Annotated in this window: 24 protein-coding genes; 17 read left to right on the top strand and 7 right to left on the bottom strand. The window is 70.1% G+C overall.

Annotated features, from left to right (window positions below; translation table 11 throughout):
- Positions 1-33 precede the first annotated feature (33 nt).
- Complete coding sequence (locus RR3_RS04150; RefSeq protein WP_064065644.1) at positions 34-639, top strand: PaaI family thioesterase; 606 nt, start codon at positions 34-36, stop codon at positions 637-639.
- Between the two features lie 78 nt (positions 640-717).
- Here the strand turns inward: RR3_RS04150 and RR3_RS04145 are convergent, their stop codons facing one another.
- On the bottom strand, positions 718-1,542 hold the full coding sequence (locus RR3_RS04145) for an IclR family transcriptional regulator (protein WP_003938753.1): 825 nt from the start codon (positions 1,540-1,542) through the stop codon (positions 718-720).
- 101 nt (positions 1,543-1,643) lie between these two features.
- The gene (locus RR3_RS04140; protein ID WP_059174545.1) at positions 1,644-2,567 is read right to left on the bottom strand and encodes an SDR family NAD(P)-dependent oxidoreductase; all 924 of its coding nucleotides are present in this window, start codon (positions 2,565-2,567) and stop codon (positions 1,644-1,646) included.
- Between the two features lie 417 nt (positions 2,568-2,984).
- Here RR3_RS04140 and RR3_RS04135 point away from each other — a divergent pair, with 417 nt between their 5' ends.
- The gene (locus RR3_RS04135) at positions 2,985-3,578 is read left to right on the top strand and encodes a TetR family transcriptional regulator (RefSeq protein WP_081005181.1); all 594 of its coding nucleotides are present in this window, start codon (positions 2,985-2,987) and stop codon (positions 3,576-3,578) included.
- Between the two features lie 44 nt (positions 3,579-3,622).
- On the opposite strand, the gene RR3_RS04130 is transcribed toward RR3_RS04135, so the two are convergent.
- Complete coding sequence (locus RR3_RS04130) at positions 3,623-4,900, bottom strand: MFS transporter (RefSeq protein WP_059174544.1); 1,278 nt, start codon at positions 4,898-4,900, stop codon at positions 3,623-3,625.
- A gap of 76 nt (positions 4,901-4,976) precedes the next feature.
- Between RR3_RS04130 and RR3_RS04125 the strand changes: the two genes are divergently transcribed.
- Entirely contained in the window at positions 4,977-5,840 is an 864-nt protein-coding gene (locus RR3_RS04125) for a LysR family transcriptional regulator (RefSeq protein ID WP_059174543.1), read from the top strand.
- A gap of 42 nt (positions 5,841-5,882) precedes the next feature.
- Here RR3_RS04125 and RR3_RS04120 read toward each other — a convergent pair whose 3' ends face one another.
- Complete coding sequence (locus RR3_RS04120; protein WP_003938748.1) at positions 5,883-6,203, bottom strand: GYD domain-containing protein; 321 nt, start codon at positions 6,201-6,203, stop codon at positions 5,883-5,885.
- Between the two features lie 154 nt (positions 6,204-6,357).
- Here RR3_RS04120 and RR3_RS04115 point away from each other — a divergent pair, with 154 nt between their 5' ends.
- Complete coding sequence (locus RR3_RS04115; RefSeq protein WP_003938747.1) at positions 6,358-6,768, top strand: TIGR03618 family F420-dependent PPOX class oxidoreductase; 411 nt, start codon at positions 6,358-6,360, stop codon at positions 6,766-6,768.
- Between the two features lie 31 nt (positions 6,769-6,799).
- Here the strand turns inward: RR3_RS04115 and RR3_RS04110 are convergent, their stop codons facing one another.
- On the bottom strand, positions 6,800-7,393 hold the full coding sequence (locus RR3_RS04110) for an HdeD family acid-resistance protein (protein ID WP_059174542.1): 594 nt from the start codon (positions 7,391-7,393) through the stop codon (positions 6,800-6,802).
- 108 nt (positions 7,394-7,501) lie between these two features.
- On the opposite strand from RR3_RS04110, the gene RR3_RS04105 reads away from it, so the two are divergent.
- Entirely contained in the window at positions 7,502-8,317 is an 816-nt protein-coding gene (locus RR3_RS04105; protein WP_003938745.1) for a DUF72 domain-containing protein, read from the top strand.
- Positions 8,318-8,395: 78 nt separating this feature from the next.
- On the top strand, positions 8,396-8,869 hold the full coding sequence (locus tag RR3_RS04100; RefSeq protein WP_003938744.1) for a hypothetical protein: 474 nt from the start codon (positions 8,396-8,398) through the stop codon (positions 8,867-8,869).
- A 9-nt stretch (positions 8,870-8,878) separates the two neighbouring features.
- On the opposite strand, the gene RR3_RS04095 is transcribed toward RR3_RS04100, so the two are convergent.
- Positions 8,879-9,391 (bottom strand): MarR family winged helix-turn-helix transcriptional regulator, encoded by a 513-nt coding sequence (locus RR3_RS04095; protein WP_003938489.1) that lies wholly within the window; start codon positions 9,389-9,391, stop codon positions 8,879-8,881.
- Positions 9,392-9,463: 72 nt separating this feature from the next.
- Here RR3_RS04095 and RR3_RS04090 point away from each other — a divergent pair, with 72 nt between their 5' ends.
- Positions 9,464-10,882, top strand: a complete 1,419-nt coding sequence (locus tag RR3_RS04090) for an FUSC family protein (RefSeq protein WP_064066544.1) — start codon at positions 9,464-9,466, stop codon at positions 10,880-10,882.
- A 99-nt stretch (positions 10,883-10,981) separates the two neighbouring features.
- Positions 10,982-11,632 carry a cyclase family protein gene (locus RR3_RS04085; RefSeq protein WP_010594051.1) on the top strand — a complete coding sequence of 217 codons (651 nt, stop codon included), beginning with the start codon at positions 10,982-10,984 and terminating at the stop codon, positions 11,630-11,632.
- Here the strand turns inward: RR3_RS04085 and RR3_RS04080 are convergent, their stop codons facing one another.
- Complete coding sequence (locus RR3_RS04080) at positions 11,633-12,391, bottom strand: M50 family metallopeptidase (RefSeq protein WP_010594050.1); 759 nt, start codon at positions 12,389-12,391, stop codon at positions 11,633-11,635.
- A 113-nt stretch (positions 12,392-12,504) separates the two neighbouring features.
- On the opposite strand from RR3_RS04080, the gene RR3_RS04075 reads away from it, so the two are divergent.
- From RR3_RS04075 to RR3_RS04035, 9 genes are all read left to right on the top strand, one after another.
- Positions 12,505-13,713, top strand: a complete 1,209-nt coding sequence (locus tag RR3_RS04075) for an MFS transporter (RefSeq protein ID WP_230831579.1) — start codon at positions 12,505-12,507, stop codon at positions 13,711-13,713.
- Positions 13,714-13,779: 66 nt separating this feature from the next.
- Positions 13,780-14,097 carry a ferredoxin gene (gene fdxA / locus RR3_RS04070; protein ID WP_010594048.1) on the top strand — a complete coding sequence of 106 codons (318 nt, stop codon included), beginning with the start codon at positions 13,780-13,782 and terminating at the stop codon, positions 14,095-14,097.
- Complete coding sequence (locus RR3_RS04065; protein ID WP_059174540.1) at positions 14,094-15,344, top strand: MFS transporter; 1,251 nt, start codon at positions 14,094-14,096, stop codon at positions 15,342-15,344. Before fdxA ends, RR3_RS04065 begins: the two co-directional genes overlap by 4 nt.
- 105 nt (positions 15,345-15,449) lie before the next feature.
- Positions 15,450-16,634, top strand: a complete 1,185-nt coding sequence (locus tag RR3_RS04060; protein ID WP_010594046.1) for an ABC transporter substrate-binding protein — start codon at positions 15,450-15,452, stop codon at positions 16,632-16,634.
- Positions 16,635-16,730: 96 nt separating this feature from the next.
- Positions 16,731-17,621 carry a branched-chain amino acid ABC transporter permease gene (locus tag RR3_RS04055; protein ID WP_010594045.1) on the top strand — a complete coding sequence of 297 codons (891 nt, stop codon included), beginning with the start codon at positions 16,731-16,733 and terminating at the stop codon, positions 17,619-17,621.
- Entirely contained in the window at positions 17,618-18,604 is a 987-nt protein-coding gene (locus RR3_RS04050) for a branched-chain amino acid ABC transporter permease (protein WP_010594044.1), read from the top strand. The genes RR3_RS04055 and RR3_RS04050 overlap by 4 nt, the downstream gene beginning before the upstream one ends.
- The gene (locus RR3_RS04045; protein WP_010594043.1) at positions 18,601-19,419 is read left to right on the top strand and encodes an ABC transporter ATP-binding protein; all 819 of its coding nucleotides are present in this window, start codon (positions 18,601-18,603) and stop codon (positions 19,417-19,419) included. Before RR3_RS04050 ends, RR3_RS04045 begins: the two co-directional genes overlap by 4 nt.
- Entirely contained in the window at positions 19,403-20,128 is a 726-nt protein-coding gene (locus RR3_RS04040; RefSeq protein ID WP_017680068.1) for an ABC transporter ATP-binding protein, read from the top strand. Before RR3_RS04045 ends, RR3_RS04040 begins: the two co-directional genes overlap by 17 nt.
- Before the next feature lie 17 nt (positions 20,129-20,145).
- On the top strand, positions 20,146-21,309 hold the full coding sequence (locus RR3_RS04035; RefSeq protein ID WP_064066545.1) for an ABC transporter substrate-binding protein: 1,164 nt from the start codon (positions 20,146-20,148) through the stop codon (positions 21,307-21,309).
- The last annotated feature ends 12 nt before the right edge of the window (positions 21,310-21,321 follow it).

The following is a 21,321-nucleotide window of genomic DNA, read 5'->3' as shown; positions in this document are numbered from 1 at the left end:
GCTCACGCGCCGGATCGCCGGAGAGGACTCCCGATGACCCGCACCATCGATGTGCCCGCGGACCTGCGGGAGGCGTCCGCGGAACTCGTCGCCGCGACTCGCGCGCTGATGCTGGCCGCGGCGACCACGACGGCGGACACCGAGACCGTCCGCGCCGCCCGCGCAACGATCGCCGAACTGGCCGAGACCCTCGGCGTGCGACCGCGCTCGCGGGTGCTGCGTCCCCCGTTCGACGGTCCGTCGCGGTCCCGGGACACGGGTGGGCGCGAGCCGTGGGCGCTGTTCACCCACAACCCGATGGGCATTCCGCTCGAGATCCACTTCGGCACGGACGAGGCGCGGGCCCGGCTGGTCGCGAACGCCCTGCACGAGGGTCCGCCCGACAGCGTGCACGGCGGGTTCAGCGCTCACCTGCTGGACTGCATGCTCGGCACCCTCATGCAGGCCCGGGGCAGCCGTTCGCTGACGGCGTCGCTCGACCTGCGCTACCTGCGCCGCACGCCGCTCGACGAGCCGCTGGATCTGTATTCGCGGATCGTCGAGACCGAGGGCCGGAAGACCGTCGCCGAGGGCTGGATCGAATGCCGCGGTGAGCGCACGGTCGAGGCGCGGGGAGTGTTCGTCCGCGTCGAGGAATGACCGGTTCCGTCGACGGAACAGCATGCAGGAAAAGTGAATTCGCGGCGCGCCGGACGACGTCCGGCGCGCCGTCGCGTTCTAGTTCGCGACACCCACACGTGTTCGGTGCGCCAGGCGGGTCCGCGCGGTGGAACCGGAGCGGCCGGGGGTGAGCATCCGCGAGGTGCGGCGTGCGGCGGCCCAGACCATCGGTGCGATGTGGGCGAGTTCGACCGTTCCGCGGCACGCCACCGAGATCGCGCCCACGACGCCGTCGGGGCCGACGACCGGTGCGGCGACCGCGCTGATGGACATGGGGCACGAGTGGCCGGGCACGAACGCGAGGCCCTGCCGCTGGCGCACCCGGTTCAGACGGTCGTGCAGTGCCGACAGATCGGCGCGGGACCGGACGTGCGGCCCGGCCGTCATGAGAGCGTCGACCCGCTCCGGCTCGAGGCCGGCGAGCAGTGCCCTTCCACTGACGGTGCTCTCGGCCGGAAGCCGGGCCGCGACCTGGGAAGGGATGCCCGCGCTGGCCGCGCCCCCGATCCGGTCGAGAAAGTACACGGACGAGCCTTCCAGCACCGTCAGGTGCGCGACCCCGCCGGTGCCGATCTGCAGGTCGTTGAGCATCCCCGCGGCCGCGGCGCGCAGCTGTGAGTAGTCCCGGGGCCGGGCCATCGTCTGCATCCGCAGCCCGGGTCCGTATCCGCGGGAGTCGTGTTCGACCCAGTGGAGGTCGACGAGCTGGGTCAGCAGGCGGAAGACGGTCGAGCGGGGCAGTCCGGTGGCGGCCGTGATCTCCTCGAGGAACATCCGGTCGGGACCGGATGTGAACACGTCGAGGATCTGGGTGAACCGCTCCGCCACGCTGGGGCGCTGCTCACGCGGCATGTCCGACACCGGAATCGAGTCACTACGCATCACAGTCAATGTCTGACCTCCTTCGGCTCACGTTACCTAGCACTTGCTTGGTGCGCTACGCGGGCCGGCGCGGCGGCGCCGCCGGATGACGATCGGTGCCGTCACGAGAGCTTGGTACGCACGCCGGTGGTGTCCAGGGCTGCGACGCTGCGGGCGGAGAACGTCCGGTCGGCGGGGCGGTCGGCGAAGTACCCGGAGACCTGCGCGTCGAGTTCGTCGAGGGTGAAGACCCCGGAGCCGGCGGTGAATCGATTCTCCACCGTCGGGGGAGCCATCAGCGCCACCATGTCGCCGTAGACGACGAAGACCTGACCGTTCACGCGGCTCGCCGCCGGACACGCCAGGTAGGCCACGAAGGTCGCCACCCGCTCGGGGGCCAGGATGTCGACGGCCGATCCGGACGGGTCTTCGTCGAAGACGTGCGCGGTCATCTCCGTGCGCGCCCTCGGCGCGATCGCGTTGGCGGTCACCCCGTACCGGGAAAGTCCGTGCGCGGCTGCCAGGGTGAGAGCGACGATTCCGGACTTGGCGGCGGCGTAGTTCGATTGCCCCGCCCCGCCGAAGAGGAACGCCTCCGAGGTGGTGTTGATCAGCCGCCCGTACACCGGGGAGCCCGACGATTTCGACTCCGCACGCCAGTATCTCGCCGCCGCGGTGGTCAGCGCCGCGTGCCCCTTCAGATGCACGCGGATCACGTCGTCCCACTTCTCCTCGGTCATGTTGACCAGCATCGCGTCGCGGATGATGCCCGCGTTGTTCACCACGACGTCGAGGCTGCCGAACTGTTCGACGGCCGCGTCGACGAGGCGGTCGCCGATCGACCAGGCTCGGACGTCACCTTCGACGGCGATCGCCCTGCCGCCGCGCGCCTCGATCTCGGTGGCGACGGTGTGTGCAGCAGCTCCGATGTCGTTGACTACGACGGCTGCGCCCCGTTCGGCGAGTGCGAGCGCCTCGGCCCGGCCCAGGCCGGACCCGGCTCCCGTCACCACGGCCGTGCGGCCGGTCAGGTCGGTGTCGCTCACAACGTCTCCTCGTTTCGGTGGATGCCGGTCCCACGGGCCGGTGCGACGGGTCCGCGCAGGTGCGGACTGTTCCTGCAGCGTGGTCCACCCCGCGGCGACCGATCCTGCCGCTCGGTCGGCACAATAGAATCAGATTCTTCTTCTGTCGAGGAAGGGGTCGGTCCCGCCTCGCCGATACAGAAGTGGTTCAGCTGCATATTCCATGTATACGACGACGAATAAAAGAACGTGATTCTATTCCGCTGACCGGGACCTGGGGGCGGGATCATGCTCGCTCTACCGACGCTCCACACGGGTGCTCGACGCGGCTACGGCGACCGGTCCGCCCTCTGTGACCCTGTCGTCGCTGCCGCGGGGCCGCGCTAGTCTGCGCAGGTGAGTTCCGCAGCCGCCGGTGTACCCATGAGCCCGGACGACATGACCCCCGCACAACTGCGGCGACGCAGCCGGATCACCGAGACCGTCGTCGAGATGCTCGAGGAGACGAGTCCCGACAGCATCCAGATGCGGGACGTGGCCGAGCGTTCCGGGGTGGCGCTCGGCACCCTGTACCGATACTTCCCGGCCAAGCCGCAACTGCTCGCCGCCGCGATGGCGGCATGGAACGACCGCCTGTCGCAGCGGCTCGCCGCCGAGCGCCGGCGCCGCCCCGACCGCGACGCCCGGGCGGGGGATGTGGTGGAGCGCGTCGTCCGGTTGTACGGGCGGCAGATGAAGGCGTTCCAACGGGGCCCGTACTTCGCCCGCCTGGAGGTCGAGCTGCAGACCTGCAGGGATCCGTATGTGGTGGAGACACTGGTCGAGCGGTCGGCGGTCAACCGCTCGGCCGTCCTCGAAGCGATGGAGGGAATTCCGGCCGAGCGGGCACGGCTGGCCTCGCTGGCGATCGGCAGCACCATGCTCAATTCGCTGGTCCTGTGGACGACGGATCGCATCAGATTCGCCGAGGCGCTGCGCAACGTCGAGGACGTGTGCCGGCTGGTACTGAGCGATCGTCCCGCCTCGAGCTGAAGGCTGCCCACCGAGGGCGACGGATCACGTTGCGATGCACAGTCTCACGCGTCCGGACCCGATTGCCTCCGCACCTCCGTCGGGTCTCCGTCGCCGCGTGTTTCCGCGGCCGGGGTGCGCCGGTGCTGCATCAGGTGTTCCCCGGCGAAGAGGGCGAAACCCGCAGTGGGGAAGACCGCTCCGAGGACGCACACCGCGAGCCATCCGCCGGTGAGGTAGGCGGCCGTGGACAGCGCGCTGCCGAGGGCGCCGGCCAGAAAGTAGGACGTCATGTACGCGGTGTTGAGGCGGCTGCGGGCGTCGGGCCGCAACGGCTGGATCAGGCTCTGGTTGCTGATGTGCGTTCCCTGGATACCCAGGTCCAGCAGGGCGACGCCCACCGCGAGTGCCAGCACGTGGTGTTCGCCGAAGGCGAGGAACACGAAGCTGACCGCGGTGACCGCGACGAACAGACCCGTCTGCCGGCGGGCGTAGCCGCGGTCGGCGAAGATGCCGGCCGTCCGTGCTGCCAGCGCGCCGGCGACCCCGACGAGGGTGAAGATCCCGATGCGGGCCTCGGACCACCCGTACCCCGGCCCGGCCAGCAGGAAGCCGACGCTGGTCCAGAACACCCCGAACGAGGCGTAGGTCAGGGCACCGTAGGCGATCCGGCTGCGGAGCACCGCTTCGTAGCGGATCAAGTGCACCACCGAGGCGAGCACCGTGCGGTAGCCGGCGGTGGTCGCCGGGGGCAGGACCGGAAGGGTCCGCACCAGCAGCACGGTGCAGAGCATCAGCACCGCGGCCAGCACGAACACCGCTCGCCACCCGGCGATCTCGGCCACCAGGCCCGCCACGACGCGGGAGAGGAGAATGCCGAGCAGCAGGCCGGTCATCACGTTTCCGATCACACGTCCGCGTTCGTCGTCCCGGGCCAGGGATGCGGCGAACGGGACGAGGATCTGGCCGACGACCGATCCGGTGCTGACGAGCACGGCCGTGACTGCGAGGATCTGCCAGCTCGGTGCCCAGGCCATGACCAGCAGGCCGGCGGCGGTGAGCACGAGCATGCGTCGCAGCAGCCGCCGCCGTTCGACCATGTCGCCCAGCGGCACCAGCAGCGCCAGACCGGCGGCGTACCCGATCTGGCCCGCGGTGACCACCCATCCGACCTGTGTGGTGGAGGCGTCGAGGCTGTCGGCGACGGCGCCGACGAGCGGCTGGGCGTAGTAGCTGTTGGCCACAACCAGGCCGGAGGCCAGGGCCATCGCGACGACGAGCCGGCGGGGCATGCGCGTGGTCGGGGTGTCGGCGGTCGGGGCGCCGGTGGACGGGGACTGCATGGCACCGATCCTGCGAGCCCCGGCATTGATGTGTCCAACGGGATGAATCGATGAATCCGAGCGATAGAGTCGATGAATGGAACTTCGGCAGTTGCGGCACTTCGTGGCCGTCGCCGAGCACGGGCACTTCACCCGGGCCGCCGAGTCGGTGCACCTGTCGCAGTCGGCGCTCAGTGCGTCCGTGCGCGCGCTCGAGCACGAACTCGGGGCGCCGCTGTTCGAGCGCACCACCCGGTCGGTGCTCCCGACCGCGGCGGGCAGGACCCTCTATCCCTACGCGCAGCGGCTGCTACGCGAGGCCGCGGAGGCCCGCGCAGCCGTGGCGAGACTGGAAAGCGGCGAGACCGGCACCCTCGCGGTGGGTACCGTGCAGACATTCCGGGCCGCGGACCTGCCGTCGCTGCTCGCGCAATTGCACCGCGCCCACCCGGGTATCGAAGTGGCCCTGCGAGAGGCGACCACCACCGAACTGTTCGACGCCCTCGTCACGGCAGAACTGGACCTGGCGTTCGTCGCCCTCGACGCGCGTCCGCTGCCGCCCGGGCTCGTCGCGTTGCGCACCTACACCGAGGAACTGGTCGCCGTGGTCGCACCCGGCCACCGGCTGGCCGCCGTCGCGGAGACCGATCCGGCCGGGCTGCAGCCGTACCCGTTCATCGAATTCGAGGCCGGCACCGGACTGCAGACCACCGTGGATGCGCTGTTCGTCCGCGCGGGCGTGCACCGCGACGTGACGTTCCGCGTCGGGGACATGGATCGCCTGCTCGATCTCGTCCGCCACGGTCTCGGGGTCGCGGTCATCCCCGAACCGATCGCGCGACGCAGCGGCCTGCACCGCATCGGGCTGCGGCCCGGGCCGCCGCACCGCACACTGGCGCTGGTGTGCCGCGACCCGGCCCCGTCCTCCACCGCCGCGCGTCTGTTCCTCGACCTGCTCTGACCCGGCGATCCGACCGGCAGGGAGCGTCCCGCTCGGTCCCGCTCAGTGCCCCGGCGTCCGGTACGCGGCGTTGCGATGCACCGCGTCGTCCATCTCCTGAGGGGTGAGCAGCCGGATCGGCACGGAACGCGCGATACCCGACGCACGGGTGCGGAACTCGAGCGTGGCCGCGGCGAGATCGTCGGGCACGTCCCCGATGACGTAGAGGTCGTGCCCGCCGAGCGCGAAGTGTACGGACTCGACGCTGCCACCGACACTCTCGACCATCTCGGTGATGGCGGAACTACGGACGGAACCACCCTCGGAGAGCAGACCCTGCGCGCCCTCGGGGGTGTAGGTGACCTGCCACAGGTACTTCGGCATGTTCTCGACTCCTCGGCTGTCGGGCCATTCCACGGCCGGGCTCGGTGCCCCCTCCATCGTCGACCCGCTCGCGCCCTCGTGGGGCGGTTTCGCCCCGAACCGGCGTAGGTTCGTGACCGAACCGCCCGACCTTTCCGACGAGAGGACCACTGCCGTGCCCAGACCTCCGCTGCCGCAGGCCGTCGCCGAGATGCTCGCTCAGCCGAACTACGCCACCATCAGTACGGTGCGGGCCGACGGACATCCGGTGTCGGTGCCCACCTGGTACCTGTTCGAGAACGGCCGGATCCTGGTGAACATGGACGCCGAGCGCAAGCGGCTCGAGCATCTGCGCCGAGATCCCCGGGTCAGCCTGAGCGCGATGGACCCGGCGGACTGGGTGACGCACGTGAGCCTCCAGGGGCGGGTCGTCGAGTTCGTCGACGACCCCGAGCTGACCGACATCGACCGCGTCGCGCGGCACTACACCGGCACGCCCTACGGGGTGCGCAACCGGCCGCGCGTCAGTGCCTGGATCGAGATCGACCGCTGGCATGCGTGGGGCCGGCTGAAGGATGCGGCCTGACACAGTCCCGCCGCCGGCCCCGGGGCCGGGCTCACACGAGCCCGGCCTCCTTCGCCACCTTCCGGACCTGGAAGGCCACGACGATCAGCAGCACGCCGAAGAGGATGGCGTAGATACCCAACAGCCAGATGAGGCTGATGATCCCGCTGCCGGGGAAGATCAGCAGCACGACACCCAACAGAACCGCAAGGATGCCGGCGAAGAGCGACCACCCCCATCCCGAGTTCGGGACCTTCCGGAAGCTCAGCGCACCGATGATGCCGGTGACGCCGAACAGGATCGCGTAGAACGCGATGATGTACAGCACCACGAGTGCGGTGGCCGCGGGCCAGACGAGGGCGACGATGCCGGCGGCGATGGAGACCAGGCCCATCGCGAGCCACCAGCCCCAGCCGTCGAGGCGGGCCCGGTCGCGAATCGAGTGGTAGACGAGTACGACGCCGTCGACGATGGCGTAGATGCCGAATACCACCACGAGGGCCCAGACGGTGATCCCCGGCCACACCAGGGCGACGACACCGAACAACACGGCGAGGATGCCCCGGATCAGCACCAACCACCACATCTGTTTGAACAGGGGACTGAACTGATCGTTTGCGGTGAACGCTCTCTCGGACACGGCCACTCCTAGGATGCGGTCTCGTAGTTCGGGCACAGCGTAGGCCCGTACGGTTCCCCCCGCCTGCCGAATGACGATCCGATTCCCAGTCGTGACGAGCGTTACCGTGGAGCGATGGCTCAGGTGCGGATCGGAATCTCCGGCTGGCGGTACGCCGAATGGCGCGGTGACTTCTACCCGGCGGGGCTGGTGCAGCGCCGCGAACTCGAGTACGCCGCGGAGCGGTTCGGATCGATCGAGATCAACGGCACCTTCTATGCGTTGCAGCGGCCGTCGAGCTTCCTGCGGTGGCGGGACGAGACACCGGACGGGTTCGTCTTCGCCGTCAAGGGCGGCCGGTACGTCACCCACATGAAGCGCCTCGTCGACGTCGACGACGCCCTCGCCAACTTCTTCGCGTCCGGTGTGCTCGCCCTCGGCCCGAAGCTGGGGCCCGTGCTGTGGCAACTGCCGCCCTCCTTGGCATTCGAGCCGGAGCGGATCGCCGCGTTCGTCGAGCGGTTGCCCGCCTCGACGACCGAGGCCGCGGCACTCGCCGTGCGCCACACCGAGAAGGTTCCCGACGATCGGGCGTGGACGGAAACCGAGGCGGATCGGCCCCTCCGGTACGCGCTCGAGGTGCGGCACCCGAGCTTCACGGACCCGGACGCGGCGGCACTGCTGGCCCGCCTCGGCGTCGCCCTCGTCGTCGCCGACACGGCCGGGCGGTTCCCGTTCCTGACCGAGGCCACCACCGACTTCGTCTACGTGCGACTGCACGGAGACACCGAGCTGTACGCGAGCGGGTACGCCCCCGACACCTTGGACGAGTGGGCGGCGCGGGTCCGTGGCTGGCGCTCCGAGGGGCGCGACGTGTACGTGTACTTCGACAACGACATCAAGGGCTACGCGCCCTGGGATGCGCTCGAACTGCAGCGCCGCGTCGGCTGACCGTGTCGGTGCCGCATGGCACGCTCGTCGTGACGCGCCGGCGCTCGCCGGGAGCATCGGCGACCCGAGGAGGACACCGTGTGGCCCACGCACTGGCCGCAGCTGGCGCGGGAAATCGCGGAGCACACCAGCGCGGCGCTCGCCGCCGCCCGGACGCGCTCGGTCCCGGCCTGGGAGGACGCGACGACCGAGCTGGTAGCGCTGCCGTACGAACAGGTCGCCGGCGTGCATGCGACGATGATGCGCGAGCTGCTCGAGGAGCTGCACCCGGACGGCCTGGCCGGCGAGGACGTGCAGGCGGTGTTCGAGCGCAGCGCGCGCACGGGGGCCGCGTGGCTGCCGTCGCTGCACCCGGACACGGTGGTGGCCGTGCTCACCGGCACCCTCGGGGTGTCGGATCCCGACGCACCGAAGGCTCGTCCCGACGAGTACCTGCAGGCCGGCCTGGTCGTGCTGGCCGACCTGCTGGCGGCCCGCCGGGCGGACCCGGGCACGTACCTGCGTCGCGCGCTCGGAGAGATCGAGCGTGCCGAGACGGTCGAGATGCCCTGACGGCTCGCCTCAGTGCCGGGTGTGGTCCTCGACTGCGCGGGTGAGTCGTCGCAGCAGCGCGGTGAGGGTGTCGAGTTCGTCGTCGGTGAAGCCGTCGAGCATGCGGCGCTCACGTTCGACGCGTCGGGGGAACTCGGCGTCGACCACGGCGCGGCCCGCTTCGGTGAGGGAGAGCAGGACGACGCGGCCGTCGCGCTCGAAACGCCGGCGCTCGACCAGCCCGAGCCCCACGAGGCGGTCGGCGTGCTTGGTGGTGGAGGCGCCGCTCAACCCGGTGACCGACGTGACCTCGCTGGCACGCAGCGGCGTGTTGCTGCGCGCCAGCGCGCACAGCACTTCGAACTCGGGGCGTGTGACACCGCTCGGCACGAGTTCCCGGTCGAGCTGGGAGAGGGCGAGGGAACTGATCCGGGTGATACGGCCGATGACGTCGATCGGGCGGGTGTCGAAGCCGGGGTGCGTCTCGGCCCAGCCGAGCCGAACGTGGTCCACGAAGTCCTCGGGCTGGGCGGTGTCCGACATGGGTCCATCCTAGCGAGGAGTCTCACACTCAATTCACATTTAATTTATCTCTGAAATATCTACACTGGAGCGGTGCGCCCCTCCCTCCCGATCCCAGACCACAACCGTCTCAGGCACTCGACGACCGCGCTCGCGCATTCGCTGTCGCCTGCCGCGTGGCGCGAGGCGCTCGAATTCCGCAGTGCCGACGCCACCGTGGCGCCTGCGCTGCGCGTGGGATCGGCGGTGCTCGTCGCGCTCGTCGGAGGCGGCCTCCTGCACCTGCCGCACCTGGCCGGATTCGCCGCCCTCGGCGCGCTCGCCTCGGCCTTCGGACGCTACGAGCCCTATCCGCGACTGGCCGGAAAGATGGCGATGGTCGGACTCGGTGTGGTCGGCTACGTCGCACTCGGCGCCGGTGTCGGCGCGGCCACGGTGCCGATGGGGATGCAGATTGCGGCGCTCTCGGTAGCGGCCGGGTTCGCCTTCTGGGTTCTGGGGGCCTTCCGGCTGTCCGGGCCGGGACCGGTCATCCTGGTCTTCGCGGCCGCCGGCGCAGCCGGATTCGCGCGCACCGCCACGGACGTACGGGACGCGGTCGTTGCCGCCTCCGTGGGAGTCGTTGTGGGATGGGTGATCTCGATGGTTCCCGCCCTGTATCACCCGCACGGGCCCGCACGAATCGCCGTCGCCCGCGCCCTCGCGGCGGTCTCGGCAATCGAGCGCGACGGCCACCGCGCGGTGCCGGGCGCCCACGCCGCGATCGCCCGGGCTCACGACGTCGTCGCGCTCGGCTCCCGTCGGGCGGACGCGCACACCCACGAACTCCTCGCGCTGCTCGCCGCGGCCGGCACGGTCGTCGACGAGGCCGAGTCCGACGCCGTGCCCGATCGGGTGGCCGAATTCGCCCGATTCGAGGTCGAATTTCGGAAGGTCCGGCGCGACATCGCCATTCCCCGTGTCGACGGGACCGGAACACCCGTCCTCGCACGGCCCGTCGGATTCGTGCGTGAGGGCGTCCCACGGTTGCGGGACCGCGCGATCCTCGTCGGCGCGGCCCGGGTGCTCCTCGCCTCGCTCCTGGCGGGCTGGTTCGCCGCCGCGGCGGGTCTGCACCACCCGCTGTGGGCGACGATGGGGGCGATGGCCGCGTTGCAGGGCGTCAACTACCGGCAGACGGTGCAGCGGGCGATCCAGCGTCTGCTCGGCAACGTCGCGGGCGCCGTGCTGGCGGCGGCGTTGATCGCGCTGTCCCTGGATTACTGGCCGTACGCGCTGGCGATCGTGGTGCTGCAGGTCGTCGCCGAGCTGTACGTGATGAAGAACTATGCCGCGACGTCCGTTGCGGTGACCGCGATGGCACTGCTGCTCACCGGGCTCGGCGAGAACCTGGGCCCGGAGATCGCGATGAGCCGGATCGCCGACACGCTCGTCGGGGTGGTGCTCGGTGTGCTCGTCGCGGCGTTCACCATCGACCGTGCCGACCGGCACCACCTGCGGCCCGCACGATAGCGCCCCTGGCGCGAGAGCCCCGGACCGACGCCCGGGCCTGCGACGCATCGACGGGGCACGATCGCACGGGGTCGATCGCACCGGGTCTAGCATCGGCGCATGCGCGTGCGCCGGATCGTCGACCTGAGCCGGACCGTCTCCGGCGACACCCAGGTCTATCCCGGAGATCCCGTCCCGGTGCTGAGCCCGCACGCGACGCTCGAGCGCGACGGGTACAACCTGCTGCGGATCGAGATGGGTTCGCAGACCGGAACCCACGTCGACGCGCCGCTGCACATGCGCGCCCGGGCCGCCCCGATCGACGAGGTTCCCCTCGACCGCTTCGTCGGCCGGGGAGTCGTCCTGGACGTGCGGGGCCTGCCGCCGCGTACCGCCGTGACCCCGCGGCACCTCGCCGGCGGGCCGGAGCCGGGGCCCGGCGACATCGTCCTCGTGCATACCGGCTGGGCCGAGCACTACGACACCGATACCTACTTCGAGCATCCCTACCTGGCGGCGGACGCGTGCCGGTGGGTGCTCGAACGCGGCGTGCACGCCATCGGCCTCGACGCCCCGAGCATCGACTCCGCTCTGGGCGCCGACTTTTCCGCGCATCGGCTCGTCGCCGCGGCCGGCGGCATCGTGTGCGAGAACCTGTGCAACCTCGAACTCGTCGACTTTCCCGATCCGCTGATCAGTCTCCTTCCGCTGCGGCTGCAGGGCGCGGACGGTGCGCCGGTGCGGGCCGTGGCGATCGAACTCGAACCGTGATCACGGCACCTGCGCCGCGACGATCCGTGCGGTGCCGTATGCCGCGGTGCCGAGCGTGACGACCGCGAACGCCACGATCCACACGGCCGTCGGTACGCGGGTGAGCCAGCGCAGCTGATCGGCGTCGGAACCCTGCCCGCGGCCGCGCCGATGGGTGCGCGCCAGTTCGAGGACCGGCCGGGTGGCGCCGAACAGCAGCACCCAGGTCGTCAGGTACGCGACGGTGTAGCGCACCAGCTCGTCGCCGTAGTACGCGGCGACTCCGATCACCGCACCGACCGCGAGCACCGAGACGAATCCGAAGAAGTTGCGGATCAACAGGATCAGCAGGGCGAGGGCCGCGAGTACCGACCACAGCACCGCCGCGGGCCGGCCGGTGGTGAGGAGCGTCGCGGCGACGAACCCGAGCACGGCCGGGCCGGTGTACCCGGCGAACGCGGTCGCGATCATGCCCGGACCGCGCGGATTGCCGGAGGACACGGTCACTCCCGAGGTGTCGCTGTGCAGGCGGATGCCCGCCAGCCGCCGGCCGACGAGCCGGGCGACGAGCGCATGCGAGCCTTCGTGGGCCTGGGTGATCACGTGCCGGGTCACCAGCCACAGCGGTCGCACCGATACCAGCACCAGCGCGACGGCCGCGGTGAGGACGACGAGTCCGGCCGGTGCGGGTTCGCTCACCGCGCTGACGGCGTGCCAGCCGGCGCGGACGGCGGAGGCGAAGGACTCGAGCGGTGTGGACGGGTCGGCCTCGGGGTCCACAGGCGGCACCTTTCTGTCGGGAGTCCGCCATCGTACGGTCCGGCAATTCGCTCCACGGGCGCCGGTAATGTGCCACTCTCTAGGCTAATCATTCATATCAATAGGGAGGCCGCGTGTCGGTCGGGATTCTGGAAAGGCGCCGGGTGGCCCGGCCGTCGTGGATCGCACTCTCGGTGTTCCTCGTGTTCGCCGCGAGCAACGCCCCGGCCCCGCTGTACGTGGTGTGGCAGCGCGAGATGGGGTTCCCACCCAGCACGGTCAGCCTCATCTTCGTCAGCTACATCGTCGGATCGGTGGTGGCGCTGGTGTTCGGTGGGCGCGCGTCGGACCGGTTCGGGCGGCGAGCCGTCCTGCTGCCGGCCCTGGGCCTCGCGATCGTGGCCTGCCTCGTGTTCGCGACGGCCCGCACGCCGCTGTGGCTCGAGACGGGGCGGTTCTTCATCGGCCTCGCCTCGGGGGCATTCGGCGCGGCGGGATCGGCGGCGATCGCCGACGCGTTCGGCCCCGGTCGCGGCGGGCGCGCGGCGCTGTATGCGAGCGCAGCACCCGTCGCCGGGTCGGCCGTGGGGCCGCTGCTCTCCGGGGTGCTGGCCGACGTGGCGCCGGCGCCCACCCACCTGGTCTTCCTGGTGCTGATCGTTCCCCTGGCGGCAGCCGCGATACCGCTGACCGCCGTCGGCGGTCGCCCGGCCGGGGTGAGCGGGCGCTGGGTGCAGCTGCCGAGTATCCCGCGCGAGATCGCGGGAACCGTCGTGCTGGCCATGGCCGTGGCCGGCAGCCCCTTCGCGCTGGCGGGGCTGTTCATCTCCCTCGGCCCGGCCCTGATCGCCGACCTGCTCGGCAACGACAGCCGCACCCTCGCCGGCGCGGTGTCGTTCGTCGTCTTCGGTGCCGGTGCCGGGGCTCAGTTCCTCGTCCGGCGGATGGGCATCTACCGGGTCGCGGTGGTGGGACTCTCGGTCTCCGCCCTGGCCGCGGTGCTCATCGCCGCGGCGGTCGGCGCCGCCTCGGTGCCCGTGATCGTCGTGGCGGCGGTCGCGGCGGGTCTGGGCCAGAGCCTGGCGCAGCTCGCCGGGCTCACCCTCGCACGCGGGTACGCCCCGGAGGGGCGGACCGCCGAGGTGGTGTCCATGGTGTGGCTCGCCGGATACGCCACCGTCGGGTCGGGAATCCTCGGTCTGGGGTTTCTGGCGGACGGAATCGGCTTGCGTCCCGCGACTTACGCCTTCTGCGGGTTCTTCCTGGCCTGCGTGTGCGGAGCCGGGGTCGCGGTGATGCGCCGCAGGCCGGTCGTCGAGGCACTCGCAGCCGACACCCATTGACACCCCGCAATCAATGAATATGATTATGACTTAAATCACGCGGTGATCGAATCGGAGGAGTGCGCAGTGACCTACACCATCACCGAGCCCTGTGTCGACGTCCTCGACAAGGCCTGCATCGAAGAGTGTCCGGTGGACTGCATCTACGAGGGCGGCCGGATGATGTACATCAACCCGGAGGAATGCGTCGACTGCGGCGCGTGCGAGCCGGTCTGCCCCGTCGAGGCCATCTTCTTCGAGGACGACGTCCCCGAGGACCGCGCCGGCTACACCCAGATCAATGCCGACTTCTTCGTCGAGATCGGCTCGCCGGGCGGCGCTTCCAAGATCGGAAAGACCGAGTACGACCCGCCGTCGGTGAAGAGTCTGCCCGTACGGGCATGATCGCGGTCCGGGCGGACCGACCCGGCCGGGGTTCGGTGCTCCTCGGAGCCGCGGTGGCGGCCGCCTTCACGTTCGCCGTCGTCGGGTCCAACATTCCGGGGCCGATCCTCCCGTTGTACGAGGATCATCTGGGCCTGTCCCCGTTCGTGCTGGCCGCCCTGTTCGTGACGTACTTCGTCGCCCTGGTGTCGATGTTCCTGCTCGTGAGCCGGACCTCGCTCGGGCGGTTCGCGTGGGCCGTTCTGCCCGGGGCGCTCGTCGTCGGGCTGCTCGGCGACGTCGCCCTGTGGTCCGGGGCGGATACGGCCTGGCTGCTCTTCGTCGGTCGCGCGCTGACCGGAACATGTGTCGGGCTCGCAACGGGATCCGCCGCCACGCTGGCCGTGGCGGCGCGCGGTGACGCGGGCCGCACCCTCGCGGCGACCGGCGCGATCGCCGGCTCGTTCCTCGGTCTGGTCGCCGCGGCCACCGTCGCCCAGTTGCTTCCGGAACCCACCGTGCTCATATACCGGCTGCATGCCGTCTCGCTCGTGCTCTCGGGACTGCTGCTCGCCGCCGCGCTGTGGCGCAGCAGGCGCCGGCTCGCCGCCCTCCGGCACGACGAGCCCTCCCGGCCGCCCGGGCCTCTCCCGTCCCACCCGGACGTCGGGTCGTCCCGGAACGCGTTGCCCGCCTACGGATTGGGGGCGGCCGGGTGGACTGTCGGCGGCATCGCCGTCGGCGTGCTGCCGTCCGCGTTGCGGGACGGGATCGGATCCGAGTTGATGGTGATCGGCGTCCTCGCGGCCATCATCCTGCTCGTCACCGCCTGGCTGGGTCCCTACGTCGCCCGGGCCGCGGGCCGCGCCCCGGGGCCCGGCCTGTGCCTGCTCCTGCTCGCCGGCGGCGGCGTGCTCGTCGCCGCCGGGCTCCTCGCGCACACGTTGTGGCCGGTGCTGGCCGGCAGCTTCCTGTGGGGCATCGGCCAGGGGTTCGCCTACGCGCAGGGCCTCATCCTGCTCACCGCCGGGATGACGCCGGTGGAGCAGGGGAGGAGCACGTCGCTGTATGCATGCTCGTCGTACGGCTTCGCGGCGGTGATGATCCTGGTGGCCGGCGCGCTGTCGTCCGCGTGGGGCTACTCCTACGGATCCGCCGGTGCGGTAACGATTTTTGTGCTGTTCTGCGTGGCCGTCGCGGCAGCAGGGCGGGGGCGGTGGGCGCCGGCCGTCGCCGTGGCTCCCGTAGCCGTCCCCACCCGCCGATAATTCCTGCGCATGTTCGGATCGAACTCTGGACATTTCCCGCACGTGGCTCTACTGTGACGGGCATCACGACTAATGATGCATATCATTCGACCGGAAGGTGCACACATGTCTCGAGTCGACCGGAAAGTCCGGCGCCGCCTGCTCGGTGCCGCGAGCGCGTTCGGCGTCCTCTTCGCGGCCGCCTGCAGTTCCGGGGGGAACAGCACCGTCGCCGACGGTGATCTACCGGCCGAGATCAAGGTCGTCTCCGTGACCGACCAGACCGGCACCACGGCGTACGTCGGGAACAGTCAGCTCAGGGGCATCGAGCTCGCCATCCAGGAGATCAACGACCAGGAATATCTGGGCGATTCGAAGATCGTTCTGCAGAAGCGTGATTCGGCGAGCGACACGCAGACCGCCGTCAGTCAGGCCACGGAGGCGCTGACCGACAAGAGCGTCAGTGCCCTCCTCGGCCCGGTCCTCAGCGCCCACGCCGTCGCGATCGCCCCGCTCGTGGAGCGAGCCGGGCTGCCGACGATCTTCACCCAGTCCGGCAGCGAGGGCGTCGTCATCGGCGACTACACCTACCGCGCGACGGCGCCGATGGAGACCTACTTCGTCAAGGCGCTCGAGCGGCTGCAGCAGCAGGGCGTCGAGACCGTGAGCGTGCTCTACAACGCGGGCAACGTCACCCTCGCGGGACTCGGGGAGAAGACCATCCCCGAGGGCCAGGACAAGTACGGCTACCGGATCCTGTCGAGCACCTCCGTCCAGGCCACCACCCAGGACTTCGGCACCACCGCAACGAAGATCGCCGGCGAGAATCCCGACGCCGTGATCGTCCTGCTCGTCGGTGCCGGCAACTCCACCGCCATGTCGCAGCTGCGTCAGGCGGGCTACACCGGCCCCGTCGTCGGCAACCCGGCCGCCGGCGCGGGCAACCTCGCCCCCGCGGGAGCCGCGGGAGCCGGAATGTACTGGGCCACCGACTTCAGCTTCCACCAGAAGGACGAGACGTCCCAGCAGTTCGTCGAGGCGTACCGCGCCAAGTACAACGGGGAGAACCCGCTGAACTACGCCGCCGAGGGCTACGACGCGACCTGGATGCTCGCCCACGCCGCCAAGAACTCGGGCGGTGCGTCCCGCGACGACCTGCAGCGCGGTCTCGAGCAGGTCGTGGCCGAGGGCTTCGACGGCGCGCTCGGGCCGGTGCGCTTCGAAGGCAACGACATGCGCGTCGACGGCGTGCTCGTCGAATGGAACGGCACGGAAGAAGTGCTGCTCGACGGCCAGGAATCGACGGAATAGTGCGGACCTCACCGCACCCGTGCACCAAGGAGTTCGACGAATGACCGGAACATCGCACAGTCACCGGGGCAACCCGGCCGGAGGAAGGCAGGGGTCATGTCACAGCTGGTGATCGACGCACTCGTGCTCGGCTCCATCTACCTGCTCTTCTGCCTGGGAATGAGCATCTCCTGGGGAACGATCGACATCCTCAACTTCGCCCACGGCGGGATCTTCATGTTCTCCGCGTTCGTGGCCTCCCAGATCGTCTCCAACGTCGGGCTCGGGCTCGTCACCGTCTGCCTGATCTCCGTCGTGGTCGGCGCCGCGCTCTCCGCGGCCATCGACGTCTTCGCGTTCCAGCCGATCCTGCGCCGGGCCAAGAACCAGCGGACGGCCGAGCTGCAGATCCTCATCGGCGGTATCGGAATCGGCACCATCCCGGTGGCGATCGTGCAGTTCCGCACGCTGAGCGAGCCGTTCGGCTTCCTCGGCAGCTCGTACGAGACGTCGGTCTACACCCTCGGCGGCCTGCGACTGACGAGCACGGGACTCATCGTGCTCGGCTGCGCCCTGATCCTCACGCTGGCGATCTCCTTCTGGCTCAAGAACACCAGCCACGGCCTCGCCCTGCGGGCGATCGGCGTGGACTCGGAGACCGCCGAACTGATGGGCGTCAAGCGGCGCCAGCTGTCCCTGCTCACCATGGCGGTGTCGGGCGGCCTCGCCGGTCTCGCCGGTGCCTTGCTCACCTACAACCTCGGCGCCATCACGGCCGAGAGCGGTGAAACCCTGCTCATCAAGGCATTCGCCATCATCATCCTCGGCGGCGTGGGCAGCACCGGCGGCGCCGCCCTCGGCGCCATGGTGCTCGCGTTCTCCGAGGTCCTGGTGCTCCGCTACACCGGGGGCGGCTGGGTCGACGCCGTCGGCTTCGGCCTCATCCTCGTGGTTCTGCTGCTGCGGCCGCAGGGCATCTTCGGAAGGAAGGAGGTGCGACGGGTATGAGCGACTTCTACTTCTCCAACATCGTCCTCATCCAGAGCACGTTCACGGTCCTGCTGCTCGCGCTGAGCATCCAGATCCAGTTCCGGATGGGAGTGTTCTCCTTCGCCGGCGCCGCGTTCTACGGCATGGGCTCCTACGGCACCGCGATCTTCGTGCTGCACTACGGGTTCGACGCGATCTCCGCGACCGCCGCCATCGTCGCGATCTGCGCGGTCACCGGATACCTGCTCTCGCTGATCCTGCAACGTCTCACCGGCTTGTACCTGGCCATGGCCACCGTCGCGTTCGTCATGATCGTCACCGTCGTCGCCCACAACGGCGGTGAACTCACCGGTGGCTCGGTCGGCCTGTTCGGCGTGCTCACCACCCCGGAGATCTCCGTTCCGCACCTGGCCGTCGTCTGCGCCGTCGTCGTCGCAGCGATGATCTTCAGCGAGCGCGGCAGCATGGGCCGGCGCATCGAGGCGGTCCGCGAAGACCCGGAACTCGCCTCGGCCATGGGCATCAACGTCGCCCGCTACCGCCGGATGTCCTTCGTGATCAGCGGTGTGCTCGGCGCGCTCGGTGGCGCCCTGAACATCCTGATGATGACGGCCATCGCCCCGGAGAACATCGGCTTCCCGCTGATCGTGCTCGCGCTGACGATCATCATCGTCGGTGGCTCCCGGTCCTGGCTCGGCGTGCTCATCGGTGCCCTCATCTTCACCTGGCTGCCGGTGATGCTCGAGCAGGTGGGCACCTACCAGAGCATCGTCTACGGCATCATCGTCGCCATCGCCGCGATCTTCATGCCCGGCGGCATCACCGGCGTCGTCACCGACCTGTACCGTCGCCGCGCTGCCCGCCGCGACAGCGCGGCGCTCGAGGACGAGGCCGAAGCGGAACGTCGCGCCGACGCCGCCGACGACGAGGCCGCCGCCGAACTCGGTGCCGAACTCGCGGGCACCGGCGCCCACTCCGCCCCGACAGGAGAATCGCGATGACCACCGAAGCCGTTCCCCACGAGGGCGTTCCCGGCCGGCGGGTTCCGGACCAGGTGCTGCGGGTCGAGGACCTCGCGGTCCACTTCGGCGGCATCAAGGCCGTCGACGGCATCACCCTCGGTCTCGAGCGCGGTCTGATCTCCGGAATCCTCGGGCCCAACGGTTCGGGCAAGAGCACCCTGCTCGGCGCCGTCACCCGGCTCACGCCCCTGACCCGTGGATCGATGTACTTCGAGGACCGCGACTTCTCCGGCGTCCGGCCCGAGCAGGTGGCCCGGCTCGGCATCGGACGCACCTTCCAGACGGTCCGCCTCCTCGACGATCTCACCGTGCACGAGAACGTCCAGCTCGGGCACGACCTGATCGCGGGACCGCGACGGTGGTGGCGACGGGTCGACAGTACCGAGCGCGACGCCGCCGAGGCGGCCGTGCACACCGCGCTCGAACGCACCGGACTCGACGGCAAGGAGAAGCTGCGTCCGGGTCAGCTCTCGTACGGCCTGCAGCGCCGGGTCGAGATCGCCCGCGCGATCGTGATGTCGCCGAAGCTGCTGCTGCTCGACGAACCCACCGCCGGCATGAATCGCTTCGAACGCGAGGAGATCGGCCGGTTGATGTCCGACCTGCGTGCGGAAGGACTCACCCAGCTGATCGTCGAACACGACGTGCAGATGATGGTGGACGTCTGCGATCACCTGTTCGCCATGAACTCCGGACAGCTCATCGCCTCCGGTGCCCCCGCCGACGTGGTGCGCGATCCGGCGGTGCGCGAGGCCTACCTCGGAAAGCAGGACAACGATGATCGAGATTCGTGATCTGCACGTCGATTACGGCAAGGTCAGTGCGGTACGCGGGGTGTCCGTCACCGCGCGGCCGGGACGGGTGACGCTCGTCCTCGGTGCCAACGGCGCCGGCAAGACCACCACGCTGCGCACCGTCGCAGGCCTGACCACGCCCACCTCCGGCGACGTCCTCGTCGACGGGGAGTCGATCAAGGGATGGCCCGCCCACCGGATCCTCAAGCGCGGCATCTCGCTGGTGCCCGAGGGACGCAAGGTGTTCGGTTCGCTCACCGTGTACGAGAACCTCAAGATCGGCGGCCTGGTGGCGTCGAAGAAGGCCCGCGAGGAGTCGATGCGGACCGTGTTCGAGATGTTCCCCATCCTGGAGGAACGGCAGTCCGGCCCCGCCGGCCTGCTCAGCGGCGGCGAGCAGCAGATGCTCGCCTTCGGCCGCAGCCTCATGTCGCAGCCCGACTACATCCTCATGGACGAGCCGTCCATGGGGTTGGCCCCCGCCGTGGTCGACCGCGTCATGGCCAGCGTGCGCACCATCGCGGACCGTGGCATCGGCGTCCTCATGGTCGAGCAGAACGCCGAGGCCGGCATGCGGATCGCGGACGACGTCGTCGTCGTCAACCGCGGTGAATCGGTGTACTCCGGGCCGGTCGACGAGGCGCGCAACCACTCGTCGGTGGTGCTGGCCTTCCTCGGTGAAGCCGCGCTGACCGGAACCGACAACTGAACCGAGAACGGAAGAGAATGAAGAACACACGTATTGCCGTCGCCGCGTTCGCCGGTGTCGCCGGTCTCGCCCTGACCACCGCGTGCGGGTCGGGCGGCGGCGGGACCGTCGGGTCCGGCGAGATGCCCGCCGAGATCAAGGTCGTCTCGGTGACCGACAAGACCGGTCTGACCGCCTTCGGTGGCCTGCCCCAGTTCCGGGGCATCGAACTCGCCGTCGAACAGGTCAACAGCAGTGGGTTCCTCGGTGAGTCGAAGCTCGTGCTCGAGAGCCGGGACGCGGCCAGCGACACGCAGACCGCCGTGAGCCAGGCGACGGAGGCGACGGCGGACCGGTCGGTCAGCGCGCTGCTCGGCGGCATCTCCAGCGCTCAGGCCATCGCGATCTCCCCGATCGTGGACCGGGCGAAGCTGCCGACCGTCTACACGCAGTCCGCCAGCGACGGTGTGCTCGGCGGCGACTACACCTTCCGGGCGACGCCGCCGCAGACCACGCACATCGGCACCTCCCTGGCTCACCTCGAGGACCTCGGGGCCGAGCGGGTCAGCGTGCTGTTCAACGCCGCCAACCCGGCGCTGGCGGAGATGGCGGAGAAGAACCTTCCGGAGGGGCAGTCCGAGCACGGTTACGAGATCGTCTCGACCACGTCCGTGCAGAACACCACCCAGGACTTCGCGTCGTCGGCGACGAAGATCGCCGGGGAGCGGCCCGACGCGGTGGCGATGCTGCTCACCGGCGCCCAGAACGCCACGGCCATGCGGCAGTTGCGTCAGGCCGGGTACACGGGACCGGTGCTGGGCCAGACCGGCGCCGGCGCGAAGAACCTCGTCCCGGCGGGGGCGGACGGGGCGGGCATGTTCTGGACCGCCAACTTCACCCTCGACCAGCCGGCAGCGTCGTCCCAGAAGTTCGTCGCGGCGTACCGGGCGAAGTACAACGAGGACCCGCTGAACTACGCGGCCGAGGGGTACGATGCCGCCTGGCTGCTGGCCCGGGCGATCAAGGCGTCCGGCGGCGCGTCCCGCGAGGACATCCAGCGCGGCCTCGAGCAGGTCACCGCGGAGGGCTTCGACGGTGCGCAGGGCGAGATCACGTTCGAGGGCCACGACATGCGGACCCCGGGTGTGCTCGTCGAATGGGACGGCAGCCGTGAGGTGCTCGTGTCGACGCCGTCGGCCTGACTCTTTTCTTGT

This window comes from Rhodococcus ruber NBRC 15591, assembly GCF_001894945.1.
GTDB lineage: Bacteria > Actinomycetota > Actinomycetes > Mycobacteriales > Mycobacteriaceae > Rhodococcus > Rhodococcus ruber.
Note: the sequence above shows the minus strand (reverse complement) of the source record. Positions and strands in the feature narration are given on the sequence as shown.